The organism is Micromonospora sp. SYSU B005 (assembly GCF_055362685.1).
Map to the genome: position 1 here is coordinate 486,721 of NZ_JAXCFU010000002.1, position 12,713 is coordinate 499,433.

General features: G+C 76.3%; 13 protein-coding genes. 5 read left to right on the forward strand and 8 right to left on the reverse strand.

Going from position 1 to position 12,713, the window contains the following annotated elements:
• Positions 1-48: 48 nt before the first annotated feature.
• The gene (locus SM452_RS07465) at positions 49-471 is read left to right on the forward strand and encodes an acyl-CoA thioesterase (RefSeq protein WP_262011605.1); all 423 of its coding nucleotides are present in this window, start codon (positions 49-51) and stop codon (positions 469-471) included.
• Between the two features lie 7 nt (positions 472-478).
• Here the strand turns inward: SM452_RS07465 and SM452_RS07470 are convergent, their stop codons facing one another.
• Both SM452_RS07470 and SM452_RS07475 read right to left on the reverse strand, forming a co-directional pair.
• Positions 479-1,138: a response regulator transcription factor gene (locus tag SM452_RS07470; protein ID WP_366623975.1), complete on the reverse strand. Its 660-nt coding sequence runs from the start codon at positions 1,136-1,138 to the stop codon at positions 479-481.
• Positions 1,126-2,409 carry a sensor histidine kinase gene (locus SM452_RS07475; RefSeq protein WP_463839568.1) on the reverse strand — a complete coding sequence of 428 codons (1,284 nt, stop codon included), beginning with the start codon at positions 2,407-2,409 and terminating at the stop codon, positions 1,126-1,128. The genes SM452_RS07470 and SM452_RS07475 overlap by 13 nt, the downstream gene beginning before the upstream one ends.
• A 133-nt stretch (positions 2,410-2,542) precedes the next feature.
• On the opposite strand from SM452_RS07475, the gene SM452_RS07480 reads away from it, so the two are divergent.
• The 3 genes from SM452_RS07480 to SM452_RS07490 are packed head-to-tail and all read left to right on the forward strand — an operon-like array spanning position 2,543 to position 4,336.
• On the forward strand, positions 2,543-3,184 hold the full coding sequence (locus tag SM452_RS07480) for a DUF998 domain-containing protein (protein ID WP_463839569.1): 642 nt from the start codon (positions 2,543-2,545) through the stop codon (positions 3,182-3,184).
• Between the two features lie 4 nt (positions 3,185-3,188).
• Positions 3,189-3,476 carry a DUF1905 domain-containing protein gene (locus SM452_RS07485; protein WP_262011601.1) on the forward strand — a complete coding sequence of 96 codons (288 nt, stop codon included), beginning with the start codon at positions 3,189-3,191 and terminating at the stop codon, positions 3,474-3,476.
• Positions 3,473-4,336: an SIR2 family NAD-dependent protein deacylase gene (locus SM452_RS07490; protein ID WP_463839570.1), complete on the forward strand. Its 864-nt coding sequence runs from the start codon at positions 3,473-3,475 to the stop codon at positions 4,334-4,336. The genes SM452_RS07485 and SM452_RS07490 overlap by 4 nt, the downstream gene beginning before the upstream one ends.
• Before the next feature lie 48 nt (positions 4,337-4,384).
• Here SM452_RS07490 and SM452_RS07495 read toward each other — a convergent pair whose 3' ends face one another.
• Positions 4,385-4,930 carry a hypothetical protein gene (locus SM452_RS07495; RefSeq protein ID WP_366623985.1) on the reverse strand — a complete coding sequence of 182 codons (546 nt, stop codon included), beginning with the start codon at positions 4,928-4,930 and terminating at the stop codon, positions 4,385-4,387.
• A 70-nt stretch (positions 4,931-5,000) separates the two neighbouring features.
• On the opposite strand from SM452_RS07495, the gene SM452_RS07500 reads away from it, so the two are divergent.
• Positions 5,001-5,579, forward strand: a complete 579-nt coding sequence (locus tag SM452_RS07500; RefSeq protein ID WP_262011599.1) for a TetR/AcrR family transcriptional regulator — start codon at positions 5,001-5,003, stop codon at positions 5,577-5,579.
• Positions 5,580-5,584: 5 nt separating this feature from the next.
• Here SM452_RS07500 and SM452_RS07505 read toward each other — a convergent pair whose 3' ends face one another.
• The 5 genes from SM452_RS07505 to SM452_RS07525 are packed head-to-tail and all read right to left on the reverse strand — an operon-like array spanning position 5,585 to position 12,659.
• Entirely contained in the window at positions 5,585-8,326 is a 2,742-nt protein-coding gene (locus SM452_RS07505) for an ATP-binding protein (protein WP_463839571.1), read from the reverse strand.
• A 48-nt stretch (positions 8,327-8,374) separates the two neighbouring features.
• Positions 8,375-9,793, reverse strand: coding sequence for a hypothetical protein (locus tag SM452_RS07510; RefSeq protein WP_435588004.1), 1,419 nt, complete (start codon positions 9,791-9,793; stop codon positions 8,375-8,377).
• An 8-nt stretch (positions 9,794-9,801) separates the two neighbouring features.
• The gene (locus SM452_RS07515) at positions 9,802-10,350 is read right to left on the reverse strand and encodes a hypothetical protein (protein WP_463839572.1); all 549 of its coding nucleotides are present in this window, start codon (positions 10,348-10,350) and stop codon (positions 9,802-9,804) included.
• Positions 10,351-10,362: 12 nt separating this feature from the next.
• Positions 10,363-10,911, reverse strand: coding sequence for a hypothetical protein (locus SM452_RS07520; protein ID WP_463839573.1), 549 nt, complete (start codon positions 10,909-10,911; stop codon positions 10,363-10,365).
• Positions 10,912-10,958: 47 nt separating this feature from the next.
• The gene (locus SM452_RS07525; protein WP_463839574.1) at positions 10,959-12,659 is read right to left on the reverse strand and encodes a sugar ABC transporter permease; all 1,701 of its coding nucleotides are present in this window, start codon (positions 12,657-12,659) and stop codon (positions 10,959-10,961) included.
• Positions 12,660-12,713: the final 54 nt, after the last annotated feature.

Consider the following 12,713-nt stretch of genomic DNA (forward strand, 5'->3'; position numbering starts at 1 on the left):
CCCGGACCGCACGCGGATTACCGCTGCGCCCCTGGTTAGGCTGCCGGCATGGCAGATCCGTTCCGGGTACGCGTCACCGTGCGTGGCTACGAACTCGACACGCAGGGACACCTCAACCAGGCGGTCTACCTCCAGTACGCCGAGCACGCCCGCTGGGAGTGCCTGCGCGCGTCCGGCATCGGCCAGGACCGGCTGCTCGCCGGCGGCGTCGGGCCGGTCGCGCTCGAGGTGACGGTGCGCTACCTGCGGGAGCTGCGCGGCGGCGACGAGGTGGACGTGACCTGCGAGTTCCACTGGGGCGAGGGCAAGACGTTCCGGATCGGCCAGGAGTTCACCCGCGCCGACGGCATCCCGGTGGCCTCGGTGACCGGGGTGGGTGGCCTGCTCGACCTCACCGAGCGGCGGCTGGTGTCGGACCCGCGCGAGCGGTTCCGGGCGCTGGCCACCGACCCCGTGCCGATGAGCCTGTAACGCCCGGTCAGCCCGTCGCACGCAGCCAGGCCAGCACGGCGAGCACCCGCCGGTTGGTGTCCTCGTCCGGCGGCAGGTCGAGCTTGGCGAGGATGCTGCCGACGTGCTTGCCCACCGCCGCCTCGGTGACGTACAGGCGGGACGCGATCGCGGCGTTGGAGTGGCCCTCGGCGACCAGCCCCAGCACCTCCCGCTCCCGGGGGGACAGCGCGCCGAGCGGGTCGCGGGGGCGGCGCAGCAGGTGCCGCACCACGTCCGGGTCGACGGCGGTGCCGCCGGCCGCCACCCGGCGCAGCGTGGCGGCGAACTCGGCGACGTCTGCCACCCGGTCCTTGAGCAGGTAGCCGACCCGGTTGCCGTCGCCGCTGTCGAGCAGCGCTGCGGCGTACCCGCTCTGCACGTGCTGGCTGAGCACCACCACGGCCAGGTCCGGGCGTTCGGCGCGCAGCGCGACCGCCGCCCGCAGGCCGTCGTCGCGGTGCTGCGGCGGCATCCGGATGTCGGTCACCAGCAGGTCGGGCCGGTGCGTGCGGACCGCGTCGAGCAGCTCCGGGGCGGAACCCACGGCGGCGTCCACCGCGAAGCCGAACCGGGTCAGCAGGCCCACCAGGCCCTCCCGGAGCAGGACCTCGTCCTCGGCCAGGACGACCCGGGTCACGGACGGCACGGCAGCTCCACCCGCACGAGGGTAGGCCCACCGGGCGGGCTGGACAGCAGCAGCCGCCCGTCCGTCGCGGCCACCCGGTCCGCGAGCCCGGTCAGGCCGGTGCCGCGCGCCGGGTCGGCGCCGCCCCGGCCGTCGTCGCGCACCTCCACCACCAGCAGCCGCTCGTCGCGGATCAGCCGCACCTCGGCCCGCCTGGCGCCGGCGTGCCGGGCCACGTTGCCGAGCGTCTCCGAGACCACGTACCAGGCGGTGGTCTCCACCAGCTCCGGCACCGGGCGGGTCAGGTCGGCGTGCACGGCGACCGGGACGACCGACCGGGCGGCCAAATCACCGACGGCGGCGGCCAGGCCGAGTTCGGTGAGCTGCGCCGGGCGGATGCCGTGGACGATCCCGCGCAACGTCACCATCAGCTCCTTGGCCTGCTCGTGGGCGGACGCGAGCGGCCCCGCCGCCGGGGAGCCGTCCGGCACGTCGAGGCGGGCCAGCCCGAGCTGGAGGGTGAGGCTGGTCAGGCGCGGCTGCACGCCGTCGTGCACGTCCCGCTCGATGCGGCGGCGCTCCGCCTCGTAGGCGCTCATCAGGCGGGCCCGGGACCGGGTCACCTCGCGCAGCGCCGTCCCGGCGGGCGCGTCGTCGAGCAGCAGGCGGGCCGCCGCCGCCTGGACCGCTACGAGAAGGCCGGCCAGATAGACCAGCGCCGGGGCCGCCAGCAGAGCGGCGAGCGCGTACGGCACCGCCTCGGCCGGGGAGTCGACAGTGGCCCAGATCAGCACGATGCGGTCCTCGCCGCCGGCCAGCCACGGACCGGCGACCAGCACCGCGTCCAGCAGCGCGAGCAGGCCGACCATCCCGTACGCCAGCGGCACCGCCACGCCCAGCACGGCCAGGTACGCGGCCTCCCGCCACCCGGCGGCGGTGGTGAGGCGGGCGGCGAGCCCACGCCACCGCGGCGCGGTCACCGGGCGGTCGTCGACCAGGCCGAGGCGCCACCGCTCGACCGCCGCCACCGGCGCGCCGGCCAACGGGGCGAGCGCCACCACCGCGAGCGCCAGCACGGCCAGCACCGCCAGCGCCCGGGCGTCGACGGGGCGGCCCCGCCGCAGCGCGCCGGCCACCAGCAGCAGTGGGGCGGCGACCACCGCCGCGCCGAGCGCCGCCGCGCCGGCCAGGGGCAGCGTCGTGACGGCGTACGCCAGGGCCCGCCACGGCCACGCGGACAGCAGGTAGCGGCTGCGGCGCAACGCGCCGGCCAACCCGTGATCAACGGTCATGGCACGACGCTAGCCAGGCCACACCGTGCTTCCCAGCCGGCTGGACCCCGCTTCCCGGGTAGGCCTGGCCCTACCTCGAACCGGCCCGCCACGCCCCGTGCGCCGGGACGCCCTCGGGCGGTGCACTCGGCGGATGAGAAACCGCCTCGCGGGCGCCTGCTGGCTGCTCGCCGCCGTGTCGTTCCTGGCCGCCAACGTCGTCGTCGGCCTGGCCTGGGACCAGCCCCGGTTCAGCTGGGCCGAACACAACATCAGCGACCTCGGCAACGTGACCTGCGGCGTGTGGGACAGCAGCCGCCCGCGTCCGGTCTGCTCGCCGTGGCATCCGGCGATGAACGCGGTGTTCGTCGGCGCCGGGCTGCTGCTCGCGCTCGGCGCGCTGCTCGCACACCGGGCGCTGCGCCCGGGCCGCGCCGCGACCGTCACCGTGGCGTCGGCAGTGGCCGCCGGATCCGGGTACGTGCTGGCCGGCCTCCACCCGGCCGACGTGGACGAGAACCTGCACGTGCTCGGCGCGCTGCTGGTCTTCGCGCTCGGCAACGCGGCGCTGCTGGCCGCCGCGCTCGGCCGGTCGCCGCTGCTGCGCGAGCTGCGGAGGGTCAGCGCGTTCCTGGGCCTGCTCGGACTGGCCGGCACCGTGCTGTTCCTGTCCCGGGTGGACGCCGGCATCGGCGTGGGCGGCATGGAACGCGTCGCCGTGTTCCCGCTGTTCGCCTGGGTGACGATGGCCGGGCTGCGGCTGCTGTGGTCGCGTCGGTCCCGGCCCCTATCCTGACCGGATGGAGCTGGCGTTCAGCGGCGAGGTGTGGTTCTGGCGCGGTCCGGCGCCGTACCACTTCGTCACAGTGCCCGACGAGCAGAGCGCGGCGATCGAGGCCGCCTCGGCGTCGGTCACCTACGGCTGGGGCATGATCCCGGTGACGGTCCGCATCGGCGGCACCGGCTGGCGGACGTCGCTGTGGCCCAGGGACGGCCGGTACGTGGTGCCGCTGCGGGTCGCGGCGCGCCGGGCCGAGGGGATCGAGCTGGGCGACCGGGTCGACGTGCGGCTGACGGTGGACGTGTGACCGGGCCGGAGCTGGCCGAGGCGGGCCGGCTGCTCGCCGCCGCCCGGCGGCCGGTGGTGTTCACCGGGGCCGGCATGTCGGCCGAGAGCGGCGTGCCGACGTTCCGGGACGCCCAGACCGGGCTCTGGCAGCGGTACGACCCGCAGGAGCTGGCGACGCCGGCGGCGTTCCGGGCCGACCCGGCGCTGGTCTGGGGCTGGTACGAGGCACGCCGGCGCGGGGTGCGCCGGGCCAGGCCGAACCCCGGGCACCGGGCGGTGGCCGCGATCCAGGACCGGCTACCGGAGACCGTGGTGATCACGCAGAACGTCGACGACCTGCACGAGCGCGGTGGCGTGCCGGCCCCGGTACGCCTGCACGGCAGCCTGTTCGCGCCCCGCTGCTCGGTCTGCGCCCGGCCCGCGCCGATCCCCGAGGACGCAACGGCGCGTGAGGACGACGCGGCACCCGGCGACGCGGCGGCCCCCGGCGACGGCGTGGCTTCCGGCGACGCGGTGGCACCCGACGACCTGCCGGAACCGCCGGACGGGCGCGTCACGCCGCCCGCCTGCGCCGGATGTGGTGCGCCGGTGCGTCCCGGGGTGGTGTGGTTCGGCGAGGCGCTGCCGTCGGCCGCGCTCGACGCGGCGGTCGAGGCGGCATCCGGCTGCGACCTGCTGCTCACAGTCGGCACCTCGGCGCTCGTCCACCCGGCCGCCGAGATCCCCCTCGTCGCGGCCCGCCTCGGAGCCCCGGTGGTGCAGGTGAACCCGGTGCCGACACCACTGGACCCGGTCTGCGCGGTGAACCTGCGCGGCCCGGCCGGCGAGATGCTGCCCGCGTTGGTCCGTGCCGCCTGGCCGGACGCGCTTGCCGGCTGACCGCCGGGACGCCGCGCCCGACCCGCCGCCGCACGTGACGGACGAACCTCACGCGTCGCGCGGCGCCCGCTTCGGGAAGACGGTGTACGCGACCGGCCAGAACACCAGCCAGCCCGCCATCACCAGGCTGAGCCGTCCGGTCCACGCCCACAGCTCGGCGGTGCGCTCGCTGTCGCCCACCACGGCGATGCCGGCGAGCAGCACGGCGCAGGCGACCGCCCAGCCGAGCATGCCCTTGCCCCACTCCCGCCACTCGTGCCGGGCCCGCGCCATCCCGTACCGGGGGGCCCGGCTCGGGGGAGGGCCGCCGGCGAACCGGTGCGCGAACCGCTGGTCGGCCCAGCGCACCATGCTGTGCCCGAACGCCACCGAGAACCCCAGGTACGCGGCGGCGAGGCCGTGGGCGAACGTGGCTGTCGCGCCCCGGCGCAGGTCGATCATCGTGGCGGCCAGCAGCACCAGGTCGACGACCGGCACGGCGATCAGCAGTGCGGCGCCGAGGCGGGGCCGGCGCAGCGGGTACCGGGCGATCAGTCCGGCGAGCAGCACCACCCAGAACGCCACCTCGCATCCGACGATCACTGCCACGAGCATGCGGTCTCCTTTTTTAGTACGCTGTGCGATAACCGTAACAGCGCTCGTCAACCAGGTTCCGGAGGGGCCCGTGCCCAAGATCGTCGACCACGACGCGCGCCGTGCCGAACTGGCGCGGGCGATGTGGCGGGTCGTCTACCGCGACGGCGTCGGCGCCGCCACCGTCCGCAGCATCGCGGCCGAGGCGGGCTGGTCACCGAGCGCACTGCGGCACTACTTCGCCACCCAGACCGAGCTGCTGGTGTTCGCCATGGAGCACGTGCAGGCCGAGGCGGCCGAGCGGATCACCGGAGGCGACCGCAGCGGCAGCCCGCGCGAGGTCGCCCAGCGGATCCTGGAACAACTGCTGCCGCTCGACCGCCAGCGCGTCCGCGAGGCCGAGGTGTGGCTGCTGCTCGCCGCGCGCGCCCCGACCGACCCGGCCGCCCGGGCCCGGACGGCCGAGGCGGACGACGGCATCCGACGCGCCGTCGAGTTCGCCGTCACGCTGCTCACCGGGGAACCGGCCGCCGACCCCGAGGCGGTCGCCGGGCTGCACGCGGTGCTCGACGGGCTCGCGCTGCACGCGCTGCTGCACCCCGACCGGATGCCGCCCCGGCGCGCCCGGGAACTGCTCGGCGCGCACCTGGATGCGCTCGCCGCGTCCTGACCGCCTCAGTCGCCGGGCGGCCGGCCCATCGCCGCGCCCAGCTCGGCGCGGCTGGCGATGCCCAGCTTGCGGTAGACCCGGGCCAGGTTGGCCTCCACCGTCTTCGGGCTGATGTAGAGCGCGTCGGCGATGAGCCGGTTCGTCTGCCCCCGCGCAGCGAGCCGGGCCACCCGCTCCTCGGTCGCGGTGAGCGTCGTCGGTGCCGGGGTGCGGGCGCCGATGCGACCCAGCTCCGCCCGCGCCCGGTCGGCGAACGCGGACGCGCCGAGCGCGTCGAACTCGGCCACCGCCGCGTCCAGCGCCGCCCGCGCCTCCCGCCGTCGCCGCACCCGCCGGTACGCGCGCCCGGCGGCGAGCAGGCACCGAGCCCGGTCCAGCGGCAGCACCGCCTCCGGCACGGCGGCCCGGGCCTGCGTCAGCGCGTCCAGTGCCGTGCCCGGATCCGTCCCGGTCGCCCCGGCCAGCAGCACCCGGCTACGGGCCAGACCCAGCGTCGTCCACGGACGCGGCAGCCGGCTGTGGCGCCGGGCCAGCCGGTCCAGCGCGGCGTGCGCGGTGTCCAGGTCACCGGCGCCCACGCACGCCTCGATCCAGTCCGGCTCGAAGCGTTGCCCCAGCGGTTCGGCGATGCCCGACCCGTCCAGGTCGGCCGCGAGCGCGCCGTACGCCGCCGCGGCGGAGGCCCACTCCCCGGACGCAAGCGCCACCAGCCCGGTGAGCTGGTGGTGCAGCCGGCGGCTCCAGGCGTCGCCGAGGACGTCGTCGCGCCGCAGCCCGGCGGCGGCGGCACCCGCCTGCGCCAGCCGCCCCCGGTGCGCGTCGAGCACACCGGCCAGCCAGCTCTCGCCCACCAGCCCGGTGCCCAGCTGCTCACCCAGGTCACGGGCGGCGGCGATGTGCGTACCGGCCTCGGCGAAACGCCCCGCCAGCAGTTCCGTCTCGCCCAGGTGGGTCAGCACCTCGTGCCGCAGCGGATCGTCGCCGCGCGCCACCGCCAGGTCCAGCATCAGGCGCAGCCGGGCCCGTGCCCGGTCGTGGTCGTCGACCGACTTCCACCAGATCGCCGGTACCGAACCGGCCAGGAAGGACGGTTCGCCGCCCTCCAGTGACAGTGCCCGGTCCAGCAGGTCGGTGGGCGCCGGGCCGCCGGCGCGTACCTCGTGGAAGAACAGCAACAGCAGCGCGGCGGTGAGCAGCGGGCGGTGCTCGTCCCGGTCGGACAGGCGGGCGATCGCGGCCCGCGCGTGCCGGCGGGCGGGCTCCGGCTGGTCGTGGAACATGGTCAGGTGGGTGTGGATCCGCCCGGCCAGGTCGCCGTCCGGCCCGGCGGCGACGAGCGCTTGCTCGGCGACGCGGACGGCGGTGACCAGGTCGTCGGCGCACCACGCGACGAGCGCGCGCAGCAGCAGCGCCTCGCCCCGCTCGGCGCCGGTCAGCTCACCCGCCGCCGCCTCGGCGGCCCGCCCGGCCGCCGCGTAGTCGCCGCTGTCGATGCGGCACTGCACCGCGTCGAGGCGGCGCCGGTTCCGGTCGGCGGGCGCCGACGGCGGGGTCAGCTCGGCGGCCCGGGCGTACCAGTCCGCGGCGAGCGCCGACGCGCCGCGCATCCGCTGCCGGGCCGCCGCCGCGGCCAGGTCGGCGGCCACTGCGGCGTCCGGCGCGACGGTGCACCGGGACAGGTGCCGGGCCCGCTCGTCCGGGTCGGCGACCGCGCCGGCGAGCAGCGCGTGCAGCCGCCGCCGGGCTCCCGGCGGGATGCTCTCGCGTACCGCCGCCGCGTACCGGGGGTGCGCGAAGTCGATCCGGCTCGCCGTGACCACGACCAGCCCGGCGTCCTCGGCCGCGTCCAGCGCCCCGGCCGGCACGCCCGCCGACGCCAGGTCGCGCACTGTCGGCACGGTCAGCAGCGCGGCCAGCCGCACCGCGTCGCGGCTCGGGCCGGGCAGCGCCCGCAGCGTCTCCGCGAGCAGCAGGCGCAGCGACGACGGTACGGGCAGGTCCTCGTCGTGCGCGGGCGGGCGGGGCAGCCGCAGCACCGCCCGGGCCAGTTCGATGGCGAGCAGCGGGTTGCCGTCGGCGTCGCGGGCCAGCCGGTCGGTGAGCGGCCGGCTGAGCGTGCCGCCGAGCCGGGCCGCCAGGACGCGGTGCAGGTCCGCCGGGGCCAGCGGCGGTACGTCGGCGCGCAGCAACGGGTGCCGTCCGGTCGGGTCGTCGTCCAGCCCGAGCGGCACCGGCACCGGCGGGCCGTCCCCGGTGCGGTGGGTGGCCAGGACAGCGGGCCACCGGTTCAGCCGGCGCAGCGCGAACCGCAGTGCCCGGGCGCTCGGCGGGTCCAGCCACTGCGGATCGTCCACGGCTAGCAGCACCCGGGGCGCACCGGCGACCGCCGCGTCGAGCAGCGTACGGGTGGCCGCGCCCACCGCCCGGTCGTCCACCGCGTCGTCGTGCTCGCCGGTCAGCAGCACCATGTCGGCCGCGGCCCGCTGCGGCGCGGGCAGCCCCGGCAGCGCGTCCGCGAGCGGGCGCAGCACGTCGGCGAGTGCCGCGTACGGCAGCGCGGTCTCGGCCTCGGTGGGCGCGGCGGACAGCACCCGCCAGCCGGTCCGCCCCGCGCGGGCGACCACCGCCCGCCACAGCGCGGTCTTGCCGATGCCGGACGGGCCGTCGAGGAGCACCGGCGTACCGGCGGTCAGGGCACGCCACACCCGCTCGACGACCGCGTCGCGGCCGACCAGTGCGGCGTCCATGGCGGGATGGTGGCACAGCGGCGCCCGTGAACCCAGCGTCGGCGCGGCCTAGCCCGGAACCTGTCCGCATATCGAGACGGGCGGGATCACCTCCTGGTTGCGGTAGACGTCGGCGCTCCAGCTCGGCCCGCCGGACGCCACGATCGGCGGTATCCGTGGGGCCCGGGACGGGCTGAGCAGGCTGAGGAACTTGTTGATCACCTGGACGACGGGTTCCAGGATCCGGTAGCCGATCCCGAACCGCGCCCGCACGCCGAGCCCGACGCCCCGGCACAGCGCGTACGGCGCGCCGAGCGCGGACCCGATGGTGGCGCCGTACGACGTGACCAGCTCGAACCAGATCCCGGCGGTGAACAGGAACGCGCTGATGCCCATGGTGAACCGCACGCCGTGCCGGACGACCAGCCCCATCACGCCGACCGGCACACCGGTGAGCGAGTCGAGCAGGCTCACCCGGCGGGCGAAGCCCTCGGTCACGCGCGAGCCCACCTGGCCGCCCGCGTAGCCGAACCCGAGCTTGCCGGCCAGGGCGTACTCGCCGGAGCCGCGGAACGTGCCCAGTTTCGCGCCGAACGCGGTGGCCACCTCAAGCGTCTGGCTCACCGTGAACGACAGCGGCAGGCCGGCGACCAGCCCGATCGGGAACGCGATGTCGACCGGGACCGGGAACGTGCGGCGGTGGTTCTGCCCGCCGTCGATGCCGGCGGTGAAGTCCACCTTGATGCCGAAGCCGCCGCCGATCTCCAGCTCGGCCCGGGTCACCTTGCCGGCGCCGATGGCCAGGTGGAACGACGCGGCCGGTCGGCCCACGGTCAGCGTCACGGTGCCGGCCAGCCGGAGCCCGCCGTCGTCGTACGTGAAGTGCGTGCCGACGCCACCGGCGCAGCAGAACGTCCGGACCCGGTAGCCGTGGGCGCTCGCGGCGGCCTGCCCGCCCGGCGCGGGTGGCGGCTGCGCGGGCGCGACGGTGAGCGGGCGGGAGCGGCCGAGCGTGCCACCGGCCGCCGCGACCTCCCGGGTCCACGACGGCTCACCCGCCACGTAGACGGTCGGGTTGTCGAGGGTGACGCCGTCCCCGCCGAACGTGCCATCGCGGATCACCTCGGTGAGCGTGACCGGGCCGATCGTGACGACCAGGTCGTCGCCGTCCTCGGCCAGGTCGAGCACCCGGCCCACGCCGCGCCCGGTGAGGAACATGACCCGGCCGGGCGCGAGCCGGTCGGCGTCGCGCGCGCCGGGGTCGAGCCGCCAGATCAGCCCGTCCGGGCTCACCGACCGCACGGTGCGGCTGCCCCCGCCGACGAGCACCACGTCCGGTTGCAGCGTGACGTCCTTGCCCGGCGCCGGGGCCTGCCCGTACCGGGGCTCCCCGTCGCCCGCGTCGGCCGGGCCCGGTGTGGGGCCGCCGCAGCCGGTCACCACGAGCAGCACCACCAAGCCGGCCGTGAGCAGCCGACGGCCGCGCACCGGCCGCCTCACATCCGGCCGGCGACGGTACGGGCGAGCCGTTCCAGCGGCGCCCGGTTCTCCTGCGGGTCGTTGAGCCGCATCAGCCGCACCGCGACCCACAGCTCGCCCTTGCGCAGGAAGAACGCCTCGTAGGTGAGCAGGGCCTCGTCGGCCGTGCCGGTCAGCTCACGGAGCTCGTGCCCGAGCTGCCGCTCGATGTCGAGGTACTTCTTTGCGCCCTCGCCCACGAACACCTCGACCTGAGCGGTCGGCCCGCTCACCGGGCCGGTGTAGGTGCAGGACTGCCCGGCCACCACCGGTTCCTCCAGCGGCGTGCCGGCGAGGCGCTCGGCGTCGTCCTTCGACACCAGCGTGCACGCCTGCGGCGCATCGGCGGCGCCGTCCACCGGTTCGGCGCTCGGCTCGGCCGGCGCCTCCCCGGCCGGGTCCGCGACCGGCGTGCCCGCACCGGGTACGGCGCCACCGGCGGCCGGCGGTTCGTCGCCGCCGCAGCCGGCGGACGCGGTGAGCAGGGCCGCGGCCAGCGCGAGCGCGATCAGTCGGCGGGTTCGCATGCCTGCCCCCGCTCAGGCCGGGATCGCGTCGAGCGTGCGGCGCAGGATCTGTTCGTTGCCTGCGGTGCCGCCGCCGAAGCTGCTGATGGTCACCGTGTACGTGCCCTTGCCGTCGATCAGCACCGCCTCGCCGCGGACGTCCTTGACCGCGAGGTAGCCCCGCTCGCCCCGGTCCAGGTCGACGACCTTCTCGTACTGCTGGCCGGCCTGGTCGTGCTGGTAGTCGTAGGTGGCCTTGCCGGCGGTGGCCGAGGCGGTGGTGACCGCCAGCTGGGCGATGCCGTCGCCGAACGAGCAGTTGCCCTCGTCGCGTAGCTTCCGGTCGACCAGCTCGGAGACCTGGGCGGCGGTGAACGGGCACGGCGGCCGGACGTCGTCCACGGCGCCCGCGTCCGGGTCGCCGCCGTCCTCGCCCGCCGCGGTGTCGGCCGACCCGGCGTCGACGATCCCGCCGCCGGAGTCGCACCCGGCCGGCGCGAGCAGGGCGAGCAGCAGCAGCAGCGCCAGGCGGGCGCGGCGGGTACGGATGGTCCGGGCCGGTGTGAGCGCGTCAGATGCCATGGCTCCGACGCTAGGCGCGTCGTCACCGCCCGTAATCGGGGGTTTCCCTATGCGGTGACCTTGCGGACCGGCTCGTCCGCCCCGGCGGGCAGCTCGCCGGCGTCGGTCCGCCGGCCCGTCCGGATGGCCAGCCGATCCACGTAGCCGATCATGAGCGCGGCGAACAGCACCACGAACAGGAGCAGCATCGGCAGCGGCAGGACCAGGCCCAGCGGAAGCTCGCCCTCCGGCCCGAAGCGGAGATTGGCGATCATCTGGACCAGCGCCGGCGCGGTGAGGCTGTCCGGGCCCCGGCTCACCAGCGTCGTCCACAGTGTCCCCTGGGCGTGTGCCAGCCAGGTCGGCAACGCGGTCACCGCGAACATCGGCAGCGCCGGCAGCAACAGCGTACGGCCGGCGTCGCCACCGGAGCGCCACCGCGCGTGCTGGCCCCGGAACAGCAGCGTGAAGGCGAACAGCGCGGGCACGGACAGCCAGACCGGCGGCACCAGGCCGAGGAACATGCCGAGCTGGTCGAGTTCCTCGGTGCGCTCGAACCCGGCGATGGCCAGCGGGCCCACGCCGACGAACAGCCACGGCGCGAACGGCACCAGCAGCAGTTCGCTGTAGCGTCCCAGCGGCCGCAGCGCGCCGATCCCGAACCCGGCCAGCGCCGCGACCGTCACCGCGACGAGTGTGGACATCAGCGGCGGCACCCAGGTGTTGGCGAACACGGTCGAGGTCTCGACCCCGTTGGGCAGCCGCCCGGCGTCGGAGGAGAGGTTCCGCAGCCACGGCAGCGACGCCCAGACGGTCACGCCGAGGACGACGACTAGCGCGACAGCGGTCAGTGCGACGAGCAGCGGCCGGCGGCCGGCGAAGGACTCCGCCTCCCGTACGGCCGGGCCGTCCCGCCAGCCGTCGAACTCGATGCGCAGCCGGGTGGCCAGGATCAGCGCCACCGCGGCCAGCCCGAGCAGCCCGAGCAGCACCAGCAGCAGCGTCGACGTGGCGGATCCGACACCGAGGCGCATCGTGCGGAAGGCGGTCTGCGTCGCGGCGAACACCGGCGTCGCCGTGGTGGTTCCGGTCGGCCCGCCGCCGGTCAGGATCGCCGGGGCGGCGTACGTCTGCAGGGCGGCGGCGAGGACGCCCAGGCCGAGCAGCCCGCCGACGGCCAGCATGGCGGGCGCGGGCCGGTGGTCGGGCTCGCGGCGGCGCAGGGCGCTCAGGTACAGCGTCGCGGCCACCGCGACGACCAGCCCGAACGTCACCTGTGCCAGTGTCGAGACGAGGAACGTCCGGGGGGACTGGAGATCCTGCCGGAGGGTGCCCGCCTCGATGGCCTCGCCACGCCGGCCGAGCAGCACCGCGACCGGCGCGTACGCGGCGAGCGGCAGGGCCAGCACGCCCCGGGTGACCAGGCGGGTGACCCGGCCGGCCCGGTCGGCGAGGACGGCGAGCAGCGGCGCGGCGAGCAGCGCCACCGCCAGCGGGATCAGGCCGAGAAGCACCGCGAACCCGACCTGCCCGGCGAACCCGGAGCTGAAGGCGGTCTCGTAGTTCGCCGTGCCGACCGACTCGTCCGAGCCGCGCGGCCCGTCGGCCTGGAAGCTGCGGGCCACAGTGGACAGCGTGGGCAGGACGTACGACCAGACCCAGGCGATCACCGCCGGGACGACCAGCGCCAGCCCGATCAGGGCCCGCGCCGGGCGGTACGGCTGCGGGGGCACTGGCGCTGTCACCTGCGGCGTTGCCGGCTGGTTCATCGGGACATCCACCCTCGAAGATCGACGATCACGGCGCTCGCGACGGTAACCGAT